The organism is Natronosalvus vescus, from assembly GCF_023973145.1.
Taxonomy (GTDB): Archaea; Halobacteriota; Halobacteria; order Halobacteriales; family Natrialbaceae; genus Natronosalvus; species Natronosalvus vescus.
On the sequence record NZ_CP099546.1, the window covers coordinates 1,947,272 to 1,969,082 of the forward strand.

19 protein-coding genes and 3 pseudogenes are annotated in these 21,811 nt (G+C 63.9%); 12 read left to right on the forward strand and 10 right to left on the reverse strand.

Going from position 1 to position 21,811, the window contains the following annotated elements; all coding sequences use genetic code 11:
* Positions 1–23 precede the first annotated feature (23 nt).
* The 4 genes from NGM68_RS09380 (at position 24) to NGM68_RS09395 (ending at position 4,455) form a co-directional block, all read left to right on the forward strand.
* Entirely contained in the window at positions 24–800 is a 777-nt protein-coding gene (locus NGM68_RS09380; protein ID WP_252697827.1) for a helix-turn-helix transcriptional regulator, read from the forward strand.
* 491 nt (positions 801–1,291) lie between these two features.
* The gene (locus NGM68_RS09385; RefSeq protein WP_252697828.1) at positions 1,292–1,579 is read left to right on the forward strand and encodes a HalOD1 output domain-containing protein; all 288 of its coding nucleotides are present in this window, start codon (positions 1,292–1,294) and stop codon (positions 1,577–1,579) included.
* 181 nt (positions 1,580–1,760) lie between these two features.
* On the forward strand, positions 1,761–2,666 hold the full coding sequence (locus NGM68_RS09390) for an alpha/beta fold hydrolase (protein WP_252697829.1): 906 nt from the start codon (positions 1,761–1,763) through the stop codon (positions 2,664–2,666).
* Positions 2,667–2,769: 103 nt separating this feature from the next.
* Positions 2,770–4,455 (forward strand): aldehyde ferredoxin oxidoreductase family protein, encoded by a 1,686-nt coding sequence (locus NGM68_RS09395; RefSeq protein WP_252697830.1) that lies wholly within the window; start codon positions 2,770–2,772, stop codon positions 4,453–4,455.
* 27 nt (positions 4,456–4,482) lie between these two features.
* On the opposite strand, the gene NGM68_RS09400 is transcribed toward NGM68_RS09395, so the two are convergent.
* From NGM68_RS09400 to NGM68_RS09415, 5 genes are all read right to left on the reverse strand, one after another.
* Complete coding sequence (locus NGM68_RS09400; RefSeq protein ID WP_252697831.1) at positions 4,483–6,102, reverse strand: hypothetical protein; 1,620 nt, start codon at positions 6,100–6,102, stop codon at positions 4,483–4,485.
* A gap of 112 nt (positions 6,103–6,214) precedes the next feature.
* The gene (locus NGM68_RS09405) at positions 6,215–7,192 is read right to left on the reverse strand and encodes a hypothetical protein (protein ID WP_252697832.1); all 978 of its coding nucleotides are present in this window, start codon (positions 7,190–7,192) and stop codon (positions 6,215–6,217) included.
* 588 nt (positions 7,193–7,780) lie between these two features.
* Positions 7,781–8,416, reverse strand: coding sequence for a hypothetical protein (locus NGM68_RS09410; RefSeq protein ID WP_252697833.1), 636 nt, complete (start codon positions 8,414–8,416; stop codon positions 7,781–7,783).
* A 669-nt stretch (positions 8,417–9,085) separates the two neighbouring features.
* A complete protein-coding gene (locus NGM68_RS18185) occupies positions 9,086–9,211 on the reverse strand; it encodes a hypothetical protein (protein ID WP_256469873.1) in 126 nt (41 codons plus the stop codon).
* A 78-nt stretch (positions 9,212–9,289) separates the two neighbouring features.
* Positions 9,290–10,075 carry a helix-turn-helix transcriptional regulator gene (locus tag NGM68_RS09415; protein WP_252697834.1) on the reverse strand — a complete coding sequence of 262 codons (786 nt, stop codon included), beginning with the start codon at positions 10,073–10,075 and terminating at the stop codon, positions 9,290–9,292.
* Between the two features lie 174 nt (positions 10,076–10,249).
* On the opposite strand from NGM68_RS09415, the gene fni reads away from it, so the two are divergent.
* Entirely contained in the window at positions 10,250–11,323 is a 1,074-nt protein-coding gene (gene fni, locus NGM68_RS09420; protein WP_252697835.1) for a type 2 isopentenyl-diphosphate Delta-isomerase, read from the forward strand.
* A 122-nt stretch (positions 11,324–11,445) separates the two neighbouring features.
* The gene (locus NGM68_RS09425) at positions 11,446–12,810 is read left to right on the forward strand and encodes an oxidoreductase (RefSeq protein WP_252697836.1); all 1,365 of its coding nucleotides are present in this window, start codon (positions 11,446–11,448) and stop codon (positions 12,808–12,810) included.
* Positions 12,811–12,883: 73 nt separating this feature from the next.
* Here NGM68_RS09425 and NGM68_RS09430 read toward each other — a convergent pair.
* Positions 12,884–12,964, reverse strand: a pseudogene (locus NGM68_RS09430) (IS6 family transposase); the annotation flags it as partial.
* 6 nt (positions 12,965–12,970) lie between these two features.
* On the opposite strand from NGM68_RS09430, the pseudogene NGM68_RS09435 reads away from it, so the two are divergent.
* A pseudogene (locus NGM68_RS09435) lies at positions 12,971–13,175 on the forward strand (IS5/IS1182 family transposase); the annotation flags it as partial.
* Positions 13,176–13,242: 67 nt separating this feature from the next.
* Here the strand turns inward: NGM68_RS09435 and NGM68_RS09440 are convergent.
* Positions 13,243–13,695 (reverse strand): hypothetical protein, encoded by a 453-nt coding sequence (locus NGM68_RS09440; RefSeq protein WP_252697837.1) that lies wholly within the window; start codon positions 13,693–13,695, stop codon positions 13,243–13,245.
* A 172-nt stretch (positions 13,696–13,867) separates the two neighbouring features.
* On the opposite strand from NGM68_RS09440, the gene NGM68_RS09445 reads away from it, so the two are divergent.
* A complete protein-coding gene (locus NGM68_RS09445) occupies positions 13,868–14,518 on the forward strand; it encodes an HAD family hydrolase (protein ID WP_252697838.1) in 651 nt (216 codons plus the stop codon).
* Between the two features lie 36 nt (positions 14,519–14,554).
* Here NGM68_RS09445 and NGM68_RS09450 read toward each other — a convergent pair whose 3' ends face one another.
* Positions 14,555–14,971: an RNA-binding domain-containing protein gene (locus NGM68_RS09450; RefSeq protein WP_252697839.1), complete on the reverse strand. Its 417-nt coding sequence runs from the start codon at positions 14,969–14,971 to the stop codon at positions 14,555–14,557.
* Between the two features lie 8 nt (positions 14,972–14,979).
* On the reverse strand, positions 14,980–15,600 hold the full coding sequence (locus NGM68_RS09455; protein ID WP_252697840.1) for an AAA family ATPase: 621 nt from the start codon (positions 15,598–15,600) through the stop codon (positions 14,980–14,982).
* 214 nt (positions 15,601–15,814) lie between these two features.
* Between NGM68_RS09455 and NGM68_RS09460 the strand changes: the two genes are divergently transcribed.
* Both NGM68_RS09460 and NGM68_RS09465 read left to right on the forward strand, forming a co-directional pair.
* Positions 15,815–16,741, forward strand: coding sequence for an ABC transporter ATP-binding protein (locus NGM68_RS09460; protein WP_252697841.1), 927 nt, complete (start codon positions 15,815–15,817; stop codon positions 16,739–16,741).
* On the forward strand, positions 16,738–17,601 hold the full coding sequence (locus tag NGM68_RS09465; protein ID WP_252697842.1) for an ABC transporter permease subunit: 864 nt from the start codon (positions 16,738–16,740) through the stop codon (positions 17,599–17,601). The genes NGM68_RS09460 and NGM68_RS09465 overlap by 4 nt, the downstream gene beginning before the upstream one ends.
* Positions 17,602–17,637: 36 nt before the next feature.
* Here the strand turns inward: NGM68_RS09465 and ligA are convergent, their stop codons facing one another.
* Positions 17,638–19,731 (reverse strand): NAD-dependent DNA ligase LigA, encoded by a 2,094-nt coding sequence (gene ligA / locus NGM68_RS09470; protein WP_252697843.1) that lies wholly within the window; start codon positions 19,729–19,731, stop codon positions 17,638–17,640.
* A 155-nt stretch (positions 19,732–19,886) separates the two neighbouring features.
* On the opposite strand from ligA, the gene rio1 reads away from it, so the two are divergent.
* Positions 19,887–20,753, forward strand: coding sequence for a serine/threonine-protein kinase Rio1 (rio1, locus tag NGM68_RS09475; RefSeq protein ID WP_252697844.1), 867 nt, complete (start codon positions 19,887–19,889; stop codon positions 20,751–20,753).
* Positions 20,754–20,899: 146 nt separating this feature from the next.
* Positions 20,900–21,779 (forward strand): annotated as a pseudogene (locus NGM68_RS09480) (transcription initiation factor IIB).
* Positions 21,780–21,811 lie beyond the last annotated feature (32 nt).

Sequence of the window (21,811 nt, forward strand, 5' to 3'; positions counted from 1 at the left end):
CATCGACTACACGGAGGGTATCAATGAGTGACAGACCGAACACGGATGGATCGAGGGAATTCGTTTCGACGGTCATGAGTCGCGCGGAACTGCTCGAACGGCTCGAGGAGTCACAGACGGTACGCGAGCTCGCAGACGAACTGTCGATGGCGCGCTCGACCGTCCACCGGGTGACCGAATCGCTCGAGGAACACGACCTGGTCGAGAAACCTAACGAACACATCGAACATACCGGCCTCGGCACCGTCGTCGCGGCGGAACTCCAGACGTTGCGTACAAAATTGGAGGCTGCCCAACGGCTCGAACCGTTTTTGAATACGCTCAATGGCGAGGTAACGGACATCCCGCTCGAGCGGTTTACCGACGTGACGGTCACCCAGTCACAACACCGGCAAGCACACGTTGGTGCCAAGCGCATTACGGATCTCATCGAACGTACCGACTCGCTGCGAATGTTCTCGAGTATCATCTCGCCGCTGTACGTGGACGTCGCCCTTCGGGAGATGCTGAACGGCACCGAAATCGACGTGATCTTCGATCAGGAAATTATCGGCGTCGTGGCCGAGCAATACTACGACCAAGCCCAGGAAGCGCTCGAAACAGGCCGGTTTGGACTACACATGACCGACGACGTCCCGTTCGAACTCTTCCTCTTTGACGACCGGATGGGGATGGCTGCCCACGACGACGACGGGATCGCTCGTGCGTTCGTCGAGTCGACCGATCCTGCGGCCCGTGAGTGGGCCGAATCGCTCTATGCGGAGTACGCCAGCGAGGCCGAAACGGTCACGTTTGGCTGAGTTGGATCGATGGAACCGGCAGGGGCGACCACACCAGGTCTCCTCACTTCTTCGTCTCGGGTAGTGACCGCCGAGTTGCGACCGAAGTGGCGATCAATAGAACGCAAGGAGGAAGCCCAGGAATCCGACGGGCGGACTAACCGGCCGTGACTGGGCTGACTCGCCCGACGCTCGAGCGATCGATACGCATCCGAACCCCGCGAGTGGTTCTCGAGTCAGCGACAGGATGAACCCACATCTGGACTCGAACTCGATCGCCTGCCGTGGCCAACGCTGTTTTATTTATGTAACAAATTCGATTTCTGCACAACTATCGATTGAAACACAACATCCGATCAGTGATAACCGTCTGGTTTTTCGAAGAAATATACCGTCGAATTTAACACCACGGTCGGTGTGAAATTGGACAGCGGAGACCACCAGAAGTACGACGACTGATCCTGGTGTCGCTCCAAACTTACCCAGTCATGAGGCACCCTGACACCACCCCATTGCCAACGAGAATCGGTTCGGACACCGAGAGCGAGGAGTTCACCGTCGACGACCGTGGCGCCTTGCTGTCGGTCGTCGATGCAATGTCCACGACGCTCTCGTGTACGCCGACCGATCTGGAACCGATTTACCACGATGTCGACCCACCCGCTCTCGAATCGGTGATCGACCATCCCGGCCACCAGCACCTCTATTTCGAGAGCAACGGACTCGCCGTCACGATCTCGAGCGACGGCCGTATCGCCCTGGCACCGTTGGACGACGGGGCGAGTGCGGCCGGGAGCTGAGGGGTACGAGCATCCGGGCAGCGGTGTGACTCGCCCCCTCGAGTGGGGTGATTGGAACGTTCGGTTGCCGGGTAGCAACTTCGTTGTTCGTCGTCTTTCGTCCGTTGTCGGTCACCCACACTCGTGGGCACGTAGCTGGCGGTGACGACTATATTCCTGTATCGCAAAACGTCCCGCATAGATGACACGCGGCCAGCACACTGACGCTTCCTTGCGTCCCGGAATGGACGTCACCTCGGTACACCTCCCCGGTGCCGACGTCGAACTCCACGCCGTGACGGCAGGGTCGCCGGACGACCCGCTCGTCGTCCTGTTGCACGGCTTCCCGGAGTTCTGGTACGGGTGGCACGCCCAGATCCAGCCCCTCGTCGACGCCGGCTTCCGCGTCCTCGTGCCGGATCAACGCGGCTACAACCTGAGCGAGAAACCGGATAGAATCGCCTCCTATCGTCTCGAGACGCTCTCGCGGGACGTCCGGGCGCTGATCAAGGCGCTCGGTGAGGAGTCCGCACACGTCGTCGGCCACGACTGGGGCGGCGGCGTCGCCTGGGATGTCGCCTTGCGCTATCCCGGGGTCGTCGACCGACTGGCGATCTGTAACGCGCCGCATCCAAGCGTGTTCCGCTCACACTTGCGATCGGACTGGCGACAAATTCGAAAGAGCTTGTACATACTCTTTTTCCAGCTCCCGGCCGTCCCCGAGTGGGTGCTCAGTCGAAACGAGTACGACGCGCTGTGGACAGCGATGACCGACCAGGCGGAGCCGGGATCGTTCACCCCTGCGGATCGACACGCGTACCGGCGAGCCTGGTCACAACCCGGCGCGCTCTCGGCGATGCTCAACTGGTATCGCGCCTCGTTCCGGTACCAGAACCAGGACACCCCACCGCGAGAACGGATTTCCCAGCCGACGCTCGTGATCTGGGGCGAACAGGATTTCGCCCTGCGATCGGAGATGGCTCTCGAGAGCATCGAACACTGTCAATCGGGCCGACTCGAGCGCTTCCCGAACGTCGGCCATTGGATCACCCACGACCGCCCGGACGCGGTCTCGAGGCTGCTCGTCGACCACTTTACCGCGGAGTAACTCAGAGAAACGACGAGTGACGTTCCGACTGCGACTCGTGGCCCGTTAGTTCGCCGGTCGGGCGACCGGTATCGTTTTGCACGCCGGTATCGCACAGTATCCCATGATCCACGCCAGGGGATCGCTCTGTTCGATCGACCTCGACGAGCGAACCACGACCACAGAGTCCATCGACGACGTGCTCGAGTCCTACGTCGGTGGCCGCGCTGTCGGTACCAAACTCGCCTACGATCGGATCCCGTTCGACGCGGATTCGTTCGGCCCCGAGAACCGCCTGTACTTCGCTACCGGCCCGTTTCAGCACGCGACGATGAGCTTCACGGGTCGGATGTCGGCAACGGCGCTATCGCCGCTGACCGATGGGTTGCTCTCCTCGAACGCCGGCGGATTCCTCTCCCGGAACTTCACCGCGACGGGGTACGGGGCCGTCGAGATCACGGGCGCAAGCGACGACCTCGTGATCGTCCACGTCCGCGACGACGGCGTCGAGTTCGAGGCCGTTCCCGACCTCGAGGGGGCCGAAACGAGCGACATCTGTGCCTACATCGAGGACGAACACGACCTGGCGGCCGAACACACCGTCACGGTCGGGCCGGCCGGCGAGAACCGGGTTCGATTCGCCTCGCTCATGACCTCGCGCGAGCGGGCGTTCGGCCGCGGTGGCCTCGGAGCCGTCCTGGGGGCGAAGAACGTGAAGGCGATCACTTTCGACGGCGACTCGACGCCCGCGGTCGAGATTCCGCCCATCCAGATGGACGTCCACCGGGAGGCCGCCCAGAGCGACCACATCATGAAACGCCAGGGGACGTCCTCGATGACGGAGTTCGCGAGCACCGTCAACGCGCTGCCGACCCGATACTTCTCGGAGCTCTCGTTCGAGGGTGCCGAGGGGATCAGCGGCGACCGCGTCGAAGAGAAGAAGTACAAGAAAGGCACCTGTTCGGCGTGTGCCTTCGCCTGCAAACTCCCCACGCGCGACGAGGGGAGCGGCCTCGAGACCGAAGGCCCGGAGTACGAGACGGTAATGGCGTTCGGCTCGAACTCGGGTGTCGACGACATCGTGGACGTGATGCACTCGAACAAACGCTGTGACGAACTCGGGATGGACACCATCTCCTGTGGCGACACGGTCGCGGCGTATCTGGCCAGCGAGGACGCCTTCGGCGACGTCGACCTGATCCACGAAACCGTCGAGCAGATCGCCCACCGCGAGGGCATCGGCGACACCCTGGCGGAGGGCGTCGCCCGCTGTCACGACGACCTCGAGGTCGAGGACTGGAGCGTCAAAGGCATGGAGTTCCCCGCTCACGACGGACGGACGCTCAACGGCCAGGGGCTGGCGTTCGCCACCTCGAACCGCGGGGCCGATCACATGTACGCAGAGTTTTACTCGCTCGAGTATCCGCTGGTCGACGAGAAGCAGGCTCTGGACAAGGAGGGACTGGATGGAAAGCCCGCCAAAGTCGTCGAGAAGGAAAACCTGAACGTGATCAAAGACAGCGCGGTGCTGTGTAAATTCTCCCGGGATTTCGTCGACGCCGACCGCCTCGAGACCCTGCTCGATGCCGACTACGACGACCTGCTCGAGATCGGGGGCGAGGTCGTCGCGATGGAACGCCACTTCAATAACCAGCGCGGGATGGATCGGGCCGACGACCGCCTGCCCTACGAACTGGATGGGTTCGAGGACGCGCTCGACGCCTACTACGAGGAGCGCGGCTGGAACGACGACGGGACAGTTCCTGCCGAGGCTATCGACGGCGATGCGGCGATTTCGACCGCGGACTGAGCCGCCGAAACGACTCCGGTCAAACCGTCACACACTCCCTTCTTCGAACGCCTCGAGCCGACGCCGCGCGTAGCGATAGCCGCCGACGCCGACGCTTCCGGCGACGAGTGCGCTGACACCGGCCGTCACCGCCGCGCCCACCGGTACCAGCGCGACACCCGTTCCGAACCCGACGAACAGCGGGCTCGAGAGGACGACCATCGCCGCCAGATACGCCAGCATGGCGTACAGCTCCGGCGGGGCGAGGGAGGCCTCGGTCGGGCCCTCGAGGTTCGGCAGGTACGCCCCGAGTGCAAGCGACAGCCCGATACCTCCAATCGTCACCGCAGCGATGGCGAGGGCGAACGTCAGCAATGTCCAGGTCGGGTAGCCGACGGCGGTTCCGATCAGGATCGAGACCGCGAGGACGATCGGGAGCCCGGGAACCAGTGCGGCGAGGGCGTGCCCGCGAAGGATGGCGTCTTCGCCTCCAGGGGTCGTCTGCACGAGCGGCAGGGCGACCCGCTCGTTGCCGAGGGGATTGAGCGTGGTGCCCAGGCCGACGGCGCTGGCGACGTACACGCTGACGAGCGCGGGGAGCAGCGACGGCGCGGTCGAGGACACCTCGACGGTGACCGGGCCGACGAACGCCAGCGGCAGGACGACGTACACCATCGCGCGGGGAGATCGACGCATCCGATGCCAGACGGTGCGGGTGGCACCCGCGGTTCCGCGGCCGAACTGGCGCTCGAGGCCGGCCTCGAGCAGCCGCCGGAACCGTCCCTGGTGGCCGTCGCCGACGGTGCCGTCGTCGAGCACCGCCTCGGCGAACCAGAGCGAACGGGCGCCGACGACCGCGAGCGCGACCGCCAGCGGTACGGCCACGAGCGTGCCGGTCAGGGCGAGGACGGCTCGTGACGGGACGGCCTCGAGCGCCGGCGTCGTCGCCAGCAGGAGATCGCCGTACCAGCCGAGCGGGGTCGCCGCCAGCGTGCTCCCGGCGGTGCGGCTGAGCGAGAGTCCCAGAAACAGGACGAACAGGACGACGACGCTGATGCCGTACCGGGCGGCGTACAGCCGCGGCGACCGTCGGATCGACGCCCGGAGGGCGATCCCGACCGCGGTGCCCATCAAGAGGCCAGTCACGAGGATGGCGCCGCCGCCGACCGCCGCTCCCAGGATCGACAGGGGTTCGCCCGTTCCGACGGTGAACGCCAGGACGCCGCCGAGGACGACCGGCCCGACGAACCAGCTGCTCTCGAGCAGTTCGTCGACGAGGACGCCGGCGATCGCGACGGGCAGTGAGACCGCGGTCACGAGTTCGACGGGCGGCTGTTCCCAGTCGTCGCTCGTCGTGGCGCTCAGTGCCCCCAGGCCGGCGGTGGCCACGAGGACGATGGCGGCGAGTTCCCGGGCGAGGGCGAGGACGAGGTCGCTTTCGTTGGCCGCAATCGTGCCGTAGTGATACGCGCCGGGTTCGGGCCAGAGGGAGCCGACCACCGGGAGCGGAACCGAGCCGACGACCAACAGCGTGCCGAACGTCGCCCCGAGCAGTACCGCCGCGACCAGTTGCGGGTGTTTCCGTCGATGGCGGAGCTCGACGCGATGGCGGACGCTCCCGATCAGCCGGACGGCCCGCGCGACGCTCGCAACCCGCGACGCAATCATCTGGGTTCGGCTATCGGGGCTGGCGCAATAACGGTGTCTTTCCGGTGTGTGCTGTGGTGGCGTGGTTCGTGACTGAGCGCGGTGTCACTCACAAGCTGAGTGCTCGACCCCCTCAATCGACCCGCCAGCGCGCTCGGAGCGCTCGAGCCACGCCGAGCGTCACCCCGATGAGGCCGATGGCTGTGAGTCCGCTCCCGAGCAGCCACGGGAGGCCGGACTCGAGTCCCCAGCGGAGCCCGAGACCCGCGACGGTCGTCGCTCCACCGACGATCACCAGCTGTTGATCTGTCGGCTCGAGCCGTCGGGGATCGATCCAGCCCCACGTGCGGCGCTCGAGCGTGTCAGAAAGCGGAAGCACGCGGACGCCGACACGCTCGAGGGCGTCCACGAGATCGGCGGCCGCGGGTTCGGGAACCGCGAGCCAGCGCAACCGATCCAGCGCACGATCGCCGCCGAGACGGATCACGACCAGGTCGCCGACGACGGTCGTTCTGGCGGTCGGGATGTCCTTGAGGTCGACGTCGCGGCCGGCGAAGGCGAGCGATCCAGGTGTCGTTCCAGTTCCAGTCCCGGGCTCGAGTCGTCCCGACGCAGCGCCGTTGCCGACGACGCTCGCTGCGGCGCCGGTTGCCGCTGTTGCCGCAAGTGCGACGATTCCCGTGGTCACTAGGCCGAGTGTCGCCAGCACGGCCGCATAGCCGACGACTCCGAGGACGAACGCGCCAGCCACCTGGTCGGCCTCGAGCCCCCAGCCGGCACCGCCGGGTCGCCAGCGCTCGAGCGGTGCGGCCGCGAACCCGTACCGCCAGGCGAGGACTGCGGCGAGGCTCACCATCGCGAGCGCGAGCAGTGCCCAGACGCCGCCGGTGATCGCGAGGTTTGCCACGCCGAGCAGGGCCGCGAGTCCCAGCGCGCCCTCGAGGGCGGCGACCTGCCCGTACAGCACCCAGCGACCGGTGTGAGTCGTCGCAGGTTCGACCGTCCACTCGAGGGACTCTCGCCGATCTGTGGCCGTCGAGCGACTCGAGACGGTTCCCTCGAGTTGTGGTCGCTCGCGGGTGGCCGGCGCGGATCCCTCCGGGGTGGTCATTGCGACCGGCTACGCAGGGTGGCCCGTTCACTCTCACGCTATACTATTTGTACCAATAAAATATGATTTCTATAGTAAGCATAACAAACATAGCAGTACGAGTTACTCGAACTATCGACTGGGTGCTCAAGCCGGTAGCCAGTGATTCCCTGCACGGAGGGATCGTTGTCGCCACGAGCCGCGACCGCCCGCCACGAGGTCGTCGAGCGACGGTACAGTGCTAACCCGTTTCCTCTCAGGCTCCGACCGACATCGGTTGGGTCGTCGCCCGATCCTCGTCGAACGCCGATTCTGCCCACTCGTGCATCCCCAACACATCGGTGTCTATCTCGCCACGGGCGTACACATCTCGGACCTGTTCAGCAGGGGCTCGTAAGGCTGTTCCGTACAGTTGCGTAGGCGACGAAGCCTTTTAGTGCAGGCACGCCAGCTGGCTTGTCTATCTGTCCGTGTGATGTCTCGATCGCAAAACCATCGATCAGTCTGGATGTACCAACGACTATCGAAGTAATGACCGGAAAGGGAAAATCTGATCAACCAACTTGTCGCGTCATGTCGGTATCCTTAAATAAGCTGTTGGGATGATGGCTATATGCTGGAAAAATCGTCAAAAGAGAACGATATTCGGGCGGAAATGTTGGTACTCTCACCAAACAACCTATCTTCTTCAAATTTAGTCTCAGTTCGGATCTCAACAATACTAGCCTCTTCTGATGATTTTGATGCCCTAAACTCAGTCCCAAATTGGTAAAATTCTGGTGATGACCTTGGTTCTAATTGGTGGATTCTCCAGTTCCCTTGTTTGCTTTTCGACCTGTCCTCGATATCCAGTTGATAGTTGGAACCATTTTGCGAATCATTTGCTGGAACCATGTTCGTCATATGATCCCGAACTGTTCCATTAATTGTCCAATCGTGGATCATCTGAAACTGTGTGTGTTCCCACCTATCCTCTTGTGGATCTGCACTATATTCAGCCGATAGAGAATATAAAAATTCATTAGCAGTTGCTATCACGCCTATTGATGATGTCAAACGTATGTCTCCCGAGACATGGTTTTTCTCTATTGACTCTGTCGCTATATCAGTATGATCTTCTGAAATTGAGAGATCCTCATTTCGGTATGTGAATACTCCCTTTTCCGACCCTGTTATATTAGTACATCCAGAGAATGCTATAGACATAGCCCCAACTGTTGTAAGAAACTTTCGTCTTCCCACCATTGGTAATACTTCAAACTCCTTGAAAATACAAAAATATTCTCCTCAAGATCCTCGAACGTCTCTCTCGCGTCAATGAAATCCGAACACTCACTCGCGATTCGGGCCGGCATAAGGCCGGGAATGAACGGGTCGGATCGAATTTCGAGTAGCAGTTCGTACAGTGGTCGCTTCTCAACCGGGACGGTCACGTCGTCCGTTGGCCGCATCCCACGGAGGTGAGATCGACGGTGTCCACCGCCACGAGGGGTCGTTCGGGAGTTCGTGTTCCGTGGTGTTGGGGTTCAATCGGAAGTCATGGCTCACTACCTGCGAACCCCTCGAGTGGGCGTTCGTCGATAGCGAACTCTCGTTCGGGGATTTCGAAGGCGTGTTCGACGCGCCGGCACGGATTGTGCTCCCGAGACTCTCGGCGACCAGCTCGCGGTAAATCCGATCGGAGTAGCAATCCGTACTCGTCGTGAACGGAAAGTCGTAGTTGACCGACCAGAACGTGATGCGAAGGAAATCGCTGCATTCGTGGGTCTCGCGGTCGATCCACCTGTACACGTCGCCGATGCCCTCGCCCTCGTTTGTGGGTCACGCGAGGCGGTGAACTAACCCACTCGACGACCGAGGGTGACTCGAGGTGGTCGGCTATCCAGTGCCGTACGTCCTCGGGGAGTGGGACGGTCATTGGTCGGCCTCCGATCGATCAGTACCCGTGTCTGTGGAGCCGTCGACCGGATCGTTCGAGTCGGTGATCGGGATCGAACCGTCGACTGGATCCTCTGAGTCGTCCGACGGGAATCCTCCCATACGGTCGGTTGTCACTGTTCACCGGTACGACCACACACGGTATCGGGTCTCACCGGCACGAGACGACAACCGACCGTATTAGGCTTCGACCGACATCGGCTTTGCCGCCGCCCGATACTCGTCGAACGTCGATTCTGCCCACTCGCGAACCCCCGACTCGTCGGTGTCGATCAGGGCCCGGACGGCACCCGTCTCGGGCGAGTAGATGGTCACACTGACGCAGCCGTCGAACAGGCAGAGGCCGAACGGCGGCTGCTCGTCGAGCACCAGCACCGTGAGGTTCCCGCTGTCGAGCGTCCGCGTCGAGAGGTCGGGATAGGTCGATCGGATGTAACGGACGACACTCGGGGGGTCGATGATCACGGCTTCGACTCCGTCGATAATCCGCTGACAGAGTTCGTCCTTGCAGGGCTCGAGCAGCGCCAGTTCGAAGCCGACGAACCGGAACGTCTCGGTCTCCTCGAGCAGGGTGCGAAATCGGGTAACGGGTCGATACGGATCGTCCACGGTCGCCATCGTGACGGTCGCCTCGGCGATTCCCTCGAGGGGCAACGCGGCGACGTCGTCGGGGAGCCAGTCCCAGATCTCCCGGAGGGTACGCTCGGTCTCGAACCGATCGATAAGTGCTTGCAGTCCGACGGCGACGAACGATCCTAACTGGGTCGTCTCGTACCGGTGTCCGTTCCGCGCGATCCAACGGCGCTTTTCGAACGCCCGGAGCGTTCGGCTGACCGTCGACGCCGAGGCACCGGTCACCGACTGGAGATCCCGTCGGTCTCGAGGCTGCTCGGCCAGCGCGGTGAGCATCGGTGCTCGGTGGGGCGAGCGCGAGAGGTATTCGATCTCGGCGAGCACGTCGTCCATGGCTACAGGTAACACTCCACACACTATGAATGCGGGTGATCAATGCGGGGATGCTGACGCCGGTCGTTGTCTCCGCACGATCCGCACACCAGGCCGATCGAGCCTTGGCGACCCGCGACCCCGAAAGGACACCTTTTCAATACCCCCGGCTAACGACTCATCAGAGACGAAGCGATGCCCGAGACATCCGACCGCAAAGACGACCATATCCGCATCATCGAAGAAGAAGACGTCGAGACCTCGGGAACCGGGTTCGAGGACATCGAACTCGTTCACGAGGCGCTTCCGGAGATTCACCGCGACGAGATCGACACCAGCGTGTCGCTCTTTGGGGAGGAGCTGGCCGCCCCTATCGTCATCGAGAGCATGACCGGCGGCCACCCGAACACGACGAAGATCAACCGCCACCTCGCGGCTGCCGCCCAGGAGGTCGGCGTCGCGATGGGTGTCGGCAGCCAGCGCGCGGGCCTCGAACTCGACGACCCCGACCTGCTCGAGTCCTACACCGTCGTCCGGGAAGCCGGCCCCGACGCGTTCCTCTACGGGAATGTGGGCGCTGCCCAGCTCCTCGAGTACGACGTGGGTGACGTCGAGCGCGCCGTCGAGATGATCGACGCCGACGCGATGGCCGTCCACCTCAACTTCCTCCAGGAGGCCGTCCAGCCCGAGGGTGACGTCGACGCCCGCGGCTGTCTCGCCGAGATCGAAACCGTCGCCAGCGAACTGTCGGTACCCGTGGTCGTCAAGGAGACGGGCAACGGCATCTCCCGTTCGACGGCCGAACGGCTGACCGACGCCGGCGTCCACGCCATCGACGTCGCGGGCAAGGGCGGCACCACCTGGTCGGGCATCGAATCCTACCGCGCCGCCGCCGTCGGTGCCAGCCGCCAGGAACACGTCGGCAAGCTGTTCCGGGCCTGGGGCGTCCCCACCGCGGTGAGCACGCTCGAGGCCGCGAGCGTCCACGACACGGTGATCGCCAGCGGCGGCGTCCGCTCGGGAATGGATGTCGCGAAGGCCATCGCGCTGGGGGCGACCGCGGGCGGGCTCGCCAAGCCGTTCCTCGCGCCGGCGGGCCAGAGCACCGAGGCGGTCGTCGACCTCCTCGAGACGCTGGTGCTCGAGTTGCAGACGGCGATGTTCGTCACCGGTTCGGGCTCCGTCGTAGAACTGCAGGACGCGGAGTACGTCGTCCTCGGGCGGACGAAGGAGTACCTCGAGAGTCGCGGACACGGGCACGGGCTGTAGACGGTCGCGGAACGGGCACGGTCTGTCGGCTCGAGTCGGTTCGGGCGTTTCTTTTCGGATGCCGCGCCACCACACCTGGGAGCCGGCGCTACCCTCTTGTGTCACGCCATGGAAGTGGATCCATGACACGGCTCGAGGCACCGCTCAAGATCGGTGGCGTCGAGATCCCGAACCGGCTGTACCGCGCGCCCGTCCTCGAGTGCGCGGGCAACGGCCCCGACGCCGTCGACACCCTGATCGACGACCTCGAGCCAGCCGCCGAGTCGGGCGTGGGCCTCCTCTGTCAGGGCGCGACCATCGTCCGCGGTGAGGGCGGCTGTGCGGCCCCGGGGATGACGCGCGTTCACGATCCCGCGTTCGTCGACCGACTCTCACGGCTCACCGACCGGATCCACGACCACGGGAGCCGGATCTTCGTCCAGCTCGAACACGGCGGCCTCCGAAGCATGGAGACCTGGCACGCTGGCTACCGGCGGAAACACCCCGACCTCGAGCAACTGGCGGTGTCGCCGCTCCCGTTCCCGTTGCGGGCGCTCGACAGTGCGGGATTCCTCTCGTTTCAGCCCCAGGTGCTCACGACCGAGGAGGTGTACGAACTTGCCGCCGACTTCGGTCGGGCCGCCGCCTACTGTGCCGACGCCGGCTACGACGGGATCCACCTCTCGGGGGCCAACATGGGGATCGTCCAGCAGTTTCTGTCCCCGTTCTACAACCGGCGGGACGACGAATTCGGCGGCTCGCCCGAGGAACGGCTGGCGTTTCTCGCGCTCGTCCACGACGAGGTTCGCGAGCGGGCCAGCGACGTCCCCCTCATCACGAAGGTGCCCGCCGAGACGCCGGCCCCGCCGTGGCCGTTCGTTCGCCGCAAACTCTCGCTTGAGGACGGGGTCGAAATCGCCCGGCGACTCGAGAACATCGGCTACGACGGGGTCGTCCCCGTCACGACCTCCGTCGCGTGGGACATGAGCATCGTCCGGGGCCAGTATCCGAAGCGGGCCTGGGCGAACGACGCCCTCCGGGACGAGTACGATGAGGCCTTCGGCGGGTCGTGGCGACGGCGCATGGTCGCCCTGGGCAACCGCCTCGAGTCGCTCGTCTACGACTTCGACCCGGCGTGGAACGAGCATTTTTTCCGGCGCGTCCGCGAGCAGGTGTCGATTCCCGTCCTCGCAGAGGGCGGAATTCGCGAGCGCGGCCAGATGGATCGGTTGTTGGGTGCCGGAGACGCCGATCCCGCTTGCGACATGGTCGGGATGGCTCGGCCGTTCTACGCCGAACCCCGACTGGGTGCACGGCTGCTCGAGCCCGATTCCGTTGGAAGAGAGCCGTCGCCGGCGACGCGCGTCCTCTGTGAAAACTGCAACAACTGCACCGTCCCACAGGTGACGGGCGCGCCGGGAATCTGTCGCACGCCGTCGGTGCTCAGACGCCGGGGCGACCTCGAGCGGGCGGGTGCGTACGAGCGACCGGACGCCGACGCCGAATGAGTCAGACACTCGACCGTCGACACAGCCGGCAACGGGTATCGTCCAATCGACATACTCGCTGACGGGGCACTGTCTAGTTTAGCACCTCCTCAGCTGGCGTTCGTCCGTCGAGCGATTGATACGGTCGCTGCTGGTTGTAGTAATGCACGAACTGTTCAGTCACGATATACAGATTGGCTGGCAACTCGCCCGCCGCAACGGGGGGCGAGTTGCATAGCCTCGCTGCGGAAAAAGGCTACGACTGGAAGCGCTTACGTGAAAAATTGCGAGAGGAGGGCGTGAGACCGCTGTTCAAGTATCGAGAGTTCCGTGAAATTGTCCTGATGTGTGTCGTCTACAACATCAAGCGTGCCATCAAACAGTGATATCAACCGCTGCATGGCGATTCACCACGACCAACGAGAGGTGACGAATTCGTCGATTCCACCTATCTCAGCGGACGGCGAGCAGTACCAGGCCCACAACGGCGAGGAACAGAACCACAAACACTAGACGCCAGCGGCCAACGGATGCGTGGTTTACGGCACCGCGTTGGCGGAGTTCGTATGCGATCCAGGTTCCGACGACGATGGGAATCGCCCCGACGAACGCGAGAATCAGGACGACAAAATCGAGTCCGAACAGCGACGAGCCGACGATCCAGCCGGTTGCCAATCCCAGTAATCCTCCACCGAGTAGTGAGGCCGTAGGGAGTGCCCGCCACAGGCCCAGCCCCGCGGTCGCAAGCGCCAACGCGACGAGCCAGACCGCCACCAGTAGGTCGCCGAAACCTCGAAGCGGAGCGGCCGTCAGCGCGATCAACGACAACCCGGGAGCTACCGCACCGAAGAGGAAGGCTTCGCCGAAGGTGTACAGATCCGGCCTGTCGTCTTGCTCGTGTATCATATACATGTGGATTGGTATAAACGAAGATAGGCCTTGTGTTATCAGACTTTGTATGTGTGGAAAGATGGGGAGGGGGGTCGTCGGACAATGGAACGGCCCCGCGGCTAGATCGTCACGTACTCGAGTCGATCGTCCAAACCACTATGGCCACCGGGATGGTACCCCGAGCAGTATGCACGCAGTGCTCTTCGACATGGACGGTGTCCTCGTCGACTCGGAGGATTACTGGGTCGACCTCGAGCGCGAGGAACTCTTCCCCGCGGTCGTTCCCGACCAGGACGTTGCCGTCGCCGAGATCACCGGCATGAACTACCGCGAGATCTACGACTATCTCGACGCGGAGTACGAGACGGCGGTCTCCCGCGACGAATTCATCGACCTGTTCGATGACGTCGCCCAGGACATCTACCACGAGCGAGTGGCACTCCTCGAGGGCACTCACGACCTCCTCGAGACGCTCGAGGAACGCGGCGTCGTGCGGGCGGTCGTCTCCTCGTCGCCCCACGACTGGATCGATATCGTCCTCGAGCGGTTCGATCTCGAGGATCGGTTCACCACCGTGGTTAGCGCCGAGGAGATCGACGACCCCGGCAAACCCGAACCCGACATCTTCGAGCACGCCGCGGCCGTCCTCGACGTCGACCCGGAGTCGTGCGTCGTCGTCGAGGACTCCGAACACGGGATTCGGGCGGCCGCCCGCGCGGGTACGACCTGTATCGCCTACGCCATCGACGCCCACGAGGGGATCGACCGATCAGCGGCCGACGTCGTCGTCGACAGCCCCCAGGAACTTCGGGCGGCCGTGCTCGAGCGGGTGTCCTGACGCGACGGGAGTACTGCGGTAGCGAAGTAAAAATCTTCAATCGGCGTCAACCGGTCGCCCATCCTCCGTCGGTGGGGCGATGTGATCGACGTACGCCTCGAGGTCTGGTTCGTCGACGCGAACGCGGACGGCAATCTCGCCTAACTCGTCCGGTTCGCCGACGGAAAAGTTGACGCGCCCCTCGAACGCGGCCTGTTTCTTGAGCGCGAAGTGGAACGTGTCCCCCTCGCGATGTTTGAAGAACTCGCCGCGGGCCGTGTCGAGGATTTCCTGTCGGTGAAGACACTCCGAGAAGTGCTCGAGAGTGTGTACTGTCGCGGTCACCTCGCCGAACCGCTCGTCGGGTTCGGCGTTCGGAAACAGATTCCGTACAGCGTCTTCGACGCGACTCGTGACCTCCGTGTCGTAGACGGGCGCCGTGATCTCGACGTCGACGCGATAAATGGGTGCCATCGGGACGATCAGTGCTCGGTCTCGAGGTTCGGGTTCGCTTCAGTCTGGACGCCACTCAACTCATCGCCGTCGACGGTGCCGTCGGCCGCCGCCTCGAGAACCGTCCGAATCCTATTGCGGAACACCTCGAGCGTATCGGTGTTCTCGATGACGACGTCCGCACGATCCATGGCGTCGTCCATCCCGAACCCACGTTCGCGCTCGTCCCGGGCCTCGAGCCCCTCGCCACCGTCGCGTTCGTCGGCGTCCCGGCCGCGGTCGGCCAGGCGCTCGCGACGGATTTCGAAGGGGGCCTCGATGCTCACCAGCGTGAACGCGTCGCCGAAACGCGCCTCGAACACGTCGACTTCGGTTCCCGAGCGGATGCCGTCGACGAGGACGGCCTCGTTGCTCTCGAGGCGATCCTCGAGCATCGGCAGGGAGCGTTCGGCGATGGCCGCGGGGCCGTTTTCCTCCCGGAGGGCATGGGCGACCGTCCCGTGGTCTTTGCTCGGATCGAGGCTGCGGTCGGCGGTCTCCTGTCGAACGACGTCGCCCATCGTGACGACCGGAAGGCCTTCCTCGCGGGCGACGGTGGCCGCCTCGCCCTTGCCGCTTCCGGGCAGTCCGACGGTTCCGATGACGTACATCGGCCGTGAGTACAGGCGACGGCAGCATAAGGGCTGTGTCTCGAGTCAGCCTCACTGCGGACGGGCTGTATTCGACTCTCCCCTCCGGCGGCGGCGTCCTTTCAACGAATCCGGCTGGTGACGAGCATCCACAGGCGAATTTCCAACATGAATTACCTATAGGTACAAAAACAATATCGGCGGGTATTAAGTGATTGGTCACGATGGAGCCAGTATGAACGCGATCGCTGTCACCAACGTGACGAAGCGATTCGGCGACGTCACCGCCCTGGATGACCTCTCGCTGACCGTCGAAGACGGCGAAATCTTCGGGTTTCTTGGCCCGAACGGCGCCGGCAAGTCGACGACGATCAACCTCCTCCTCGATTTCATCCGCCCGACGAGCGGATCGGTGTCCGTCCTCGGGATGGACGCCCAGGAAGAGAGCAAACAGATTCGCCAGCGCCTCGGTGTCCTCCCGGAAGGGTTTACCACGTACGACCGCCTGACTGGCCGCCAGCACCTCGAGTTCGCCATCGAATCGAAAGGCACGAACGACGACCCCGATGCCCTGCTCGAGCGTGTCGGTCTGAGCGCCGAGGACGGCGACCGCAAAACGGGCGGCTACTCGAAAGGGATGGCCCAGCGACTGCTCTTCGCGATGTCGATGGTCGGCGACCCGGACATGCTGATCCTCGACGAGCCCTCCACCGGTCTCGACCCCAACGGTGCCCGAGAGATGCGCCAATTGATCCGCGAGGAGAACGAGCGGGGGACGACGATCTTCTTCTCGAGTCACATCCTGGAGCAGGTCGAAGCTGTCTGTGACCGGGTGGGCATCATCAGGGACGGCGAGATGGTCGCCATCGACAGCGTCGAGGGGCTTCGCGACTCCGTCTCGACCAGCGGCCGACTCCTGATCGAGGTCGACCGCGTCGACGAAGGAGGGCTCGAGGCCGTCCGCGCTCTCGACGGTGTGAGCGCGGTCGAGGTACTGGAAAACGCCGGCGGCGAGGGTCAGACGGTCGCCGTCGAAACCGAGGGCTCGAAAACGGCGGTACTCGGTGCGCTCGAGGACGCCGGGATCGTCGTCGAGGACTTCTCGACGGAGGAAGCGTCGCTCGACGAGGTCTTCCGCCAGTACACGGAGGTACCCGCATGAGCGTTACTGCCATCGTCCGGAAGGACTTCCGGGACGGCATCCGCTCGAAGCTGCTCTGGTCGCTCATGGCGCTGTTCTTGCTCTCGATCGGCGGATTCACGTACCTGGCAACCCGTGGAAGTCCCGAGGGTGAAGGTGATATCGTCCTGCTCGGGTTGCTCGGCTTTTCGGCTATCTTCGCCGTGATCTTCCTGATACCACTGACCGGCCTGGTCGTGAGCATTAAATCGATCGTTCGCGAGCGCGAGATGGGGAGCATCCGCATTCTCCTCTCGTTGCCACACACCCGTGGCGAGGTCATCCTCGGGAAGTTCATCGGGCGATCGGGTCTGCTCACGGCGGCGATCCTCACCGGGTTCGTCCCGGCTGCGCTCATCCTGTTCGTCCAGACGGGCGAACTGCCGGTGTTCGAGTACGTCGCACTCGTCCTCGTGACGATCCTCTTCGGCGTCGTCTTCGTCGCGATCGGCGTCACCGTCTCGGCGTTCACCAGCACCGAGACGCGCGCGACCGTCGCCGGCGTCGGCGTCTTCTTCCTCTTTTACATGTGGGACAGCATCTTCGGCTACGTGAACGGCCAGCTCGACTTGTTCACCGGAGATCTGTACCTGTTCATCCTGCGATTCGACCTGTTCATCATCTTCATGGACGTCCTCTTTGCCATCCTCTCGCTGCGACACGACATCCCGAACACGTCGTTCGTCGACGCGAACCAGTTCTTCGTCGAGAACCCCGAGGCGGTCGACGCGGTCTCACAGCCGTTTTACCTCCAGCACTGGTTCGCCGTCCTGATCCTCGCGGCCTGGATTGCCGTGCCACTGGCGATCGGCTATCTCCGGTTCGAAAACATCGATCTCTGAGGTGTGGTCTCGTCGCGATACTCGCTGAAACAGGGATCACGCCTCCAGTCCTCGTTCCTCGAGGAACGCCCAAAACTCTGCCTCCTCGAACCGTTCCACGTCGTTCTCCTCGGCATCCGTCAGCTTCGTCGCACCCGGATTCGCGCCCGTGACGAGGTAGTCGGTGTTCCCCGAGACGCTGCTCGTCGCGTTCGCGCCGTGGCGTTCGACGAGTTCCTGTGCCTCCCCGCGAGTCCTGTCCTCTAACGCGCCCGTGAAGACGAACGTGAGGCCCTCGAGTTCGTCGCCCGCCTCGTCGACGTCGACCTCCTGTGGGCTCACGTGCTCGAGGATGTCGTCGACTGCCGCGGCGTTGGCCTCGCTCGCGAAGAACTCGTGGATCGTCTCGGCGACCGTCTCGCCCACGTCGTCGACGCCTTCGAGCGCGGCGGGATCGTCCACGGCTGTCTCGCGGAACGCCTCGAAGGTGCCGAACTCGCGGGCCAGTTCGCGGGCGGTCGTCGGGCCGACGTGGGGGATGCCGAGCGCCGAGAGGAAGTCGGCGAGGGGCGGTTCGCGCGCCGCCTCGAGTTCGCCCACCAGGTTCTCGACGCTCGTCTCGCCCCAGCCCTCGAGGGCGAGCAGTTCCTCGCGCCGGTCGAGGAGTCGGTAGAGGTCGGCGACGCCCTCGAGCAACCCGGCGTCGACTAGCTGGCGGACGGTCTCCTCGCCCAGGCCCTCGAGGTCGAGGCCGTCGTCACTCGCGTAGTACTCGATCGATCGCCGAAGCTGGGCGTCACAGGCCAGGCCGCCGGTGCAGTAGGCGAGGGGGCCGTCGCGTTCGATCGCGCTGTCACAGACGGGGCAGGTATCTGGAAGGTCGTAGTGCCCCTCGCTCCCCTTCTCGACGACCTCCTCGACGTAGGGGATCACGTCGCCAGCTCGCTGAATCCGGACGGTGTCGCCGACGTTGACGTTCTTCGCGGTGATCTCTTCGGGATTGTGGAGGCTCGCCCGCGAGACCGTCACACCGCCGACGTCGACCGGTTCGAGCAGGGCGACCGGCGTCACGCGGCCGGTACGGCCGATCTGGACGGCGACGTCGACGATGGGAGTCACCTCCGCACGGGCGGGGAACTTGTAGGCAAACGCGTAGCGGTCGTGGCGAGCGGTGCGTCCGAGTTCCTCGCGCGCCTCGCGGGCGTCGACTTTGATGACCACGCCGTCGATCTCGTAGGGGAGGTCGTCTCGTTCCGCGAGCAGCCGGTCGCGGTAGTCGATCGCGTCCTCGATGTTCGTCACGCGATCGACGCGGTCGTTGGTTCGCAGGCCGCACGTGGGGAACGTCTCGAGTTCCGTGAGGTGGCTGTCCTCGAGGTCGCTCGCCTCGAGGACGTCGAAGTAGAACACCTCGAGGGGGCGCTCGGCGACGACGGCGGGATCGAGCTGACGAATCGTGCCGGCCGTGGCGTTTCGCGGGTTGGCGAAAGGATCCTCGCCGCGCTCGATCCGCTCGCGGTTGTGCGCCTGGAAGGCGTCTTTGGGCATGTAGACCTCCCCGCGAACGGCGAAGAATTCGGGCGGGTCGTCGTGCAGTTTCTGGGGGACGGAGCCGATCGTACGGGCGTTTCGGGTCACGTCGTCGCCCTCGCGGCCGTCCCCGCGTGTGACCGCTCGCTCGAGGCGTCCGTCCTCGTAGACGAACGCCATCGAGACGCCGTCGAACTTGGGCTCACAGACGTAGGCGATCTCGCCGTCGTAGCCCGCCGCCTCGAGTTCCCGGCGGACGCGTGCGTCGAACTCCCGGACGTCGGCTGCTTCGCCGGACTGATCGATCGAGAGCATCGGGGCGACGTGCTCGACCGTCTCGAAGGCCTCGAGCGGTTCGCCACCCACCGCACGGGTCGGACTGTCGGGGTGGGAGAGGTCAAAGGCCTCCTCGAGTTCCTGCAGCCGCGAGAAGAGCAGATCGTAGGTGTGGTCGGCGATGATCGGATCGTTCTCGACGTAGTAGCGCCGGTCGTGTTCCCGGATGGCCTCGCGTAGCTGTTCGACCTGTCGCTGGGCGTTCTCCAGCCCCAGTTCCTCGGGGGGCTCGAAGTCCGTCGGCGGTTCGCGGAGATAGGGGTTGTCCTCGTCGGCGACTGGCATTGTGCGAGCGTTGGCACCCCTTCCCGTTAAATCTGCACGGCTCGCGGCCGGCGGGGTCTCGAGGCCCCGTCGGTGTGTCATCGTTCGGCGTCGTGGCTGGCTAGAGCGATGCAGTACCCACGGTTTTACCCGTCTGGGCGCCTACTCTCGAGTAGATGCCATCGGAGTTCGGACTGGTCGACCTCGAGGAAGCGGACACCCCCGGTGACGAGTGGGAGGAGATCGACGTCACCGACACGGAAGCCGACCGGATCGCCAGAAAGCGCGACCGCGAGTTCGAGCAATTCGAGAAACGGATCAAGGACGCCGACCAGTTCAAAGTCGAGCAGTCGGTGTTCGACGACGCCACCTTCGCCGCCCTCTACAAACTCGTCCAGGACGGCCACGTCGAAGCCTTCGGCGGCCCCATCTCGACTGGCAAGGAGGCCAACGTCTACCACGCCCTCGGCGACGACCGCGAGGTCGCCGTCAAGGTCTACCGGATCAACGCCTCGAACTTCCGCCAGATGCGCGACTACCTCGAGGGGGATCCCCGGTTCGAGGGGCTGGGCGGAAAGAAGAAGGACGTCGTCCTCGCCTGGGTGAAAAAGGAACTGGCGAACCTCGAGCGGGCCCGAAAAGCGGGCCTCCGCGTGCCGGAACCCATCGCCACCGAGCGTAACGTGCTCGTGATGGAGTACATCGGCAACGAGGACGGCCGGGCGAAACGTCTCGGGGAAGTTCACATCGAAAACCCCCAGACGGCCTACGAAGTCCTCCGGGAGTATATGCGTCGACTCTATTCGGCCGGGCTGATCCACGGCGACCTCAGCGAGTACAACGTCGTCTTCCACGAGGGCCAGCTCGTCGTCATCGACCTCGGCCAGGCGGTGACCGTCCACCACCCCAACAGTCGCGACTTCCTCGAGCGCGACTGCAAGAACGTCGCTGCCTTCTTCCGGCGGCAGGGGCTCGAGGTGACGACCGAGGAGGTACTCGAGTTCGTCACCCAGCCGGAACCAGATCCGTCTCGCGACGGGTAGCGAAACGGTGCGTTGTGAACGGATGCAACACCTGTCTCTCTCTATCAATTCCGAACCGATCGAGTCCCGACGCTCTCGACTCACTAACTTCCAATACAGATAATATCTTGATTATTTAAATACAATTAAATTAGAAATAATGGGTGATGGCGAAAGACGCAGCAGGTACACGCTGTCCCGAATGTGACGGTCGGTTGCGGACGTGCGAGATCGAGACGCTCTGTGAAGACTGCGGGCTCGTGTGTGGAGGAAACGATCGATCGGGGGCCGGAGTGGCGATCCTTCGGAGACGAAGACGAGTCGAGACGACGAACAGGAGCACCGCTGACGCGCTCGCGTCACGACCGTGGGCTCTCGACGGAAATTGGCTACCGCTCGAGCACCCGGCTCACTGGCCGCAAACGCCGCCGATTCCACCGACTCAGACGGGAGCACAACCGGGCGCACATCCCAACGAAAGCCGATCGAAATCAGGTACACGGGTTCATCGAAATCCATCGCGTACAGACTCGCCTCTCGCTACCAACCGCCGTTCGCGAGCAGGCGTGTTCGCTCTTTAAGTCGGCACAGCGCGAAAACCTGCTTCAGGGCCGCTCGCTCGAAGGGTTCGATGCCGGCTCGGTGTATGCAACCTGTCGCGTCCAGTCGCTGCCACGGACGATCGACGAAATCGTCGGCGTTGCACAGGCGACCGAAGCCGAACTCAAAGCCGCCTACAGGGCGCTCAATCGCGAACTTGGGTTGCCGATCGGACCAATCGATCCGACCCAGTATCTGCCGCGATTCTCCTCGAAACTCGAGGTAGACGCGGATATCGAGCGACGGGCCCACGGCCACGTGACTCGGCTGCTCGAGGACGGGCAGATCGGCGGCCGACACCCCGGTGGCGTCGCCGCTGGCTGTCTGTATCACGCCTCGCGATGTCTCGATCCCGATCCCATCACCCAGGCCGGGGCAGCCAACGTTGCCGACGTCTCGCCGGTGACGATCCGGTCGACGGTCGAGTTGCTCGAGGGGGTGGAGTGACGGTACGAACGTGCCGTGGGTTGGGATCCGCT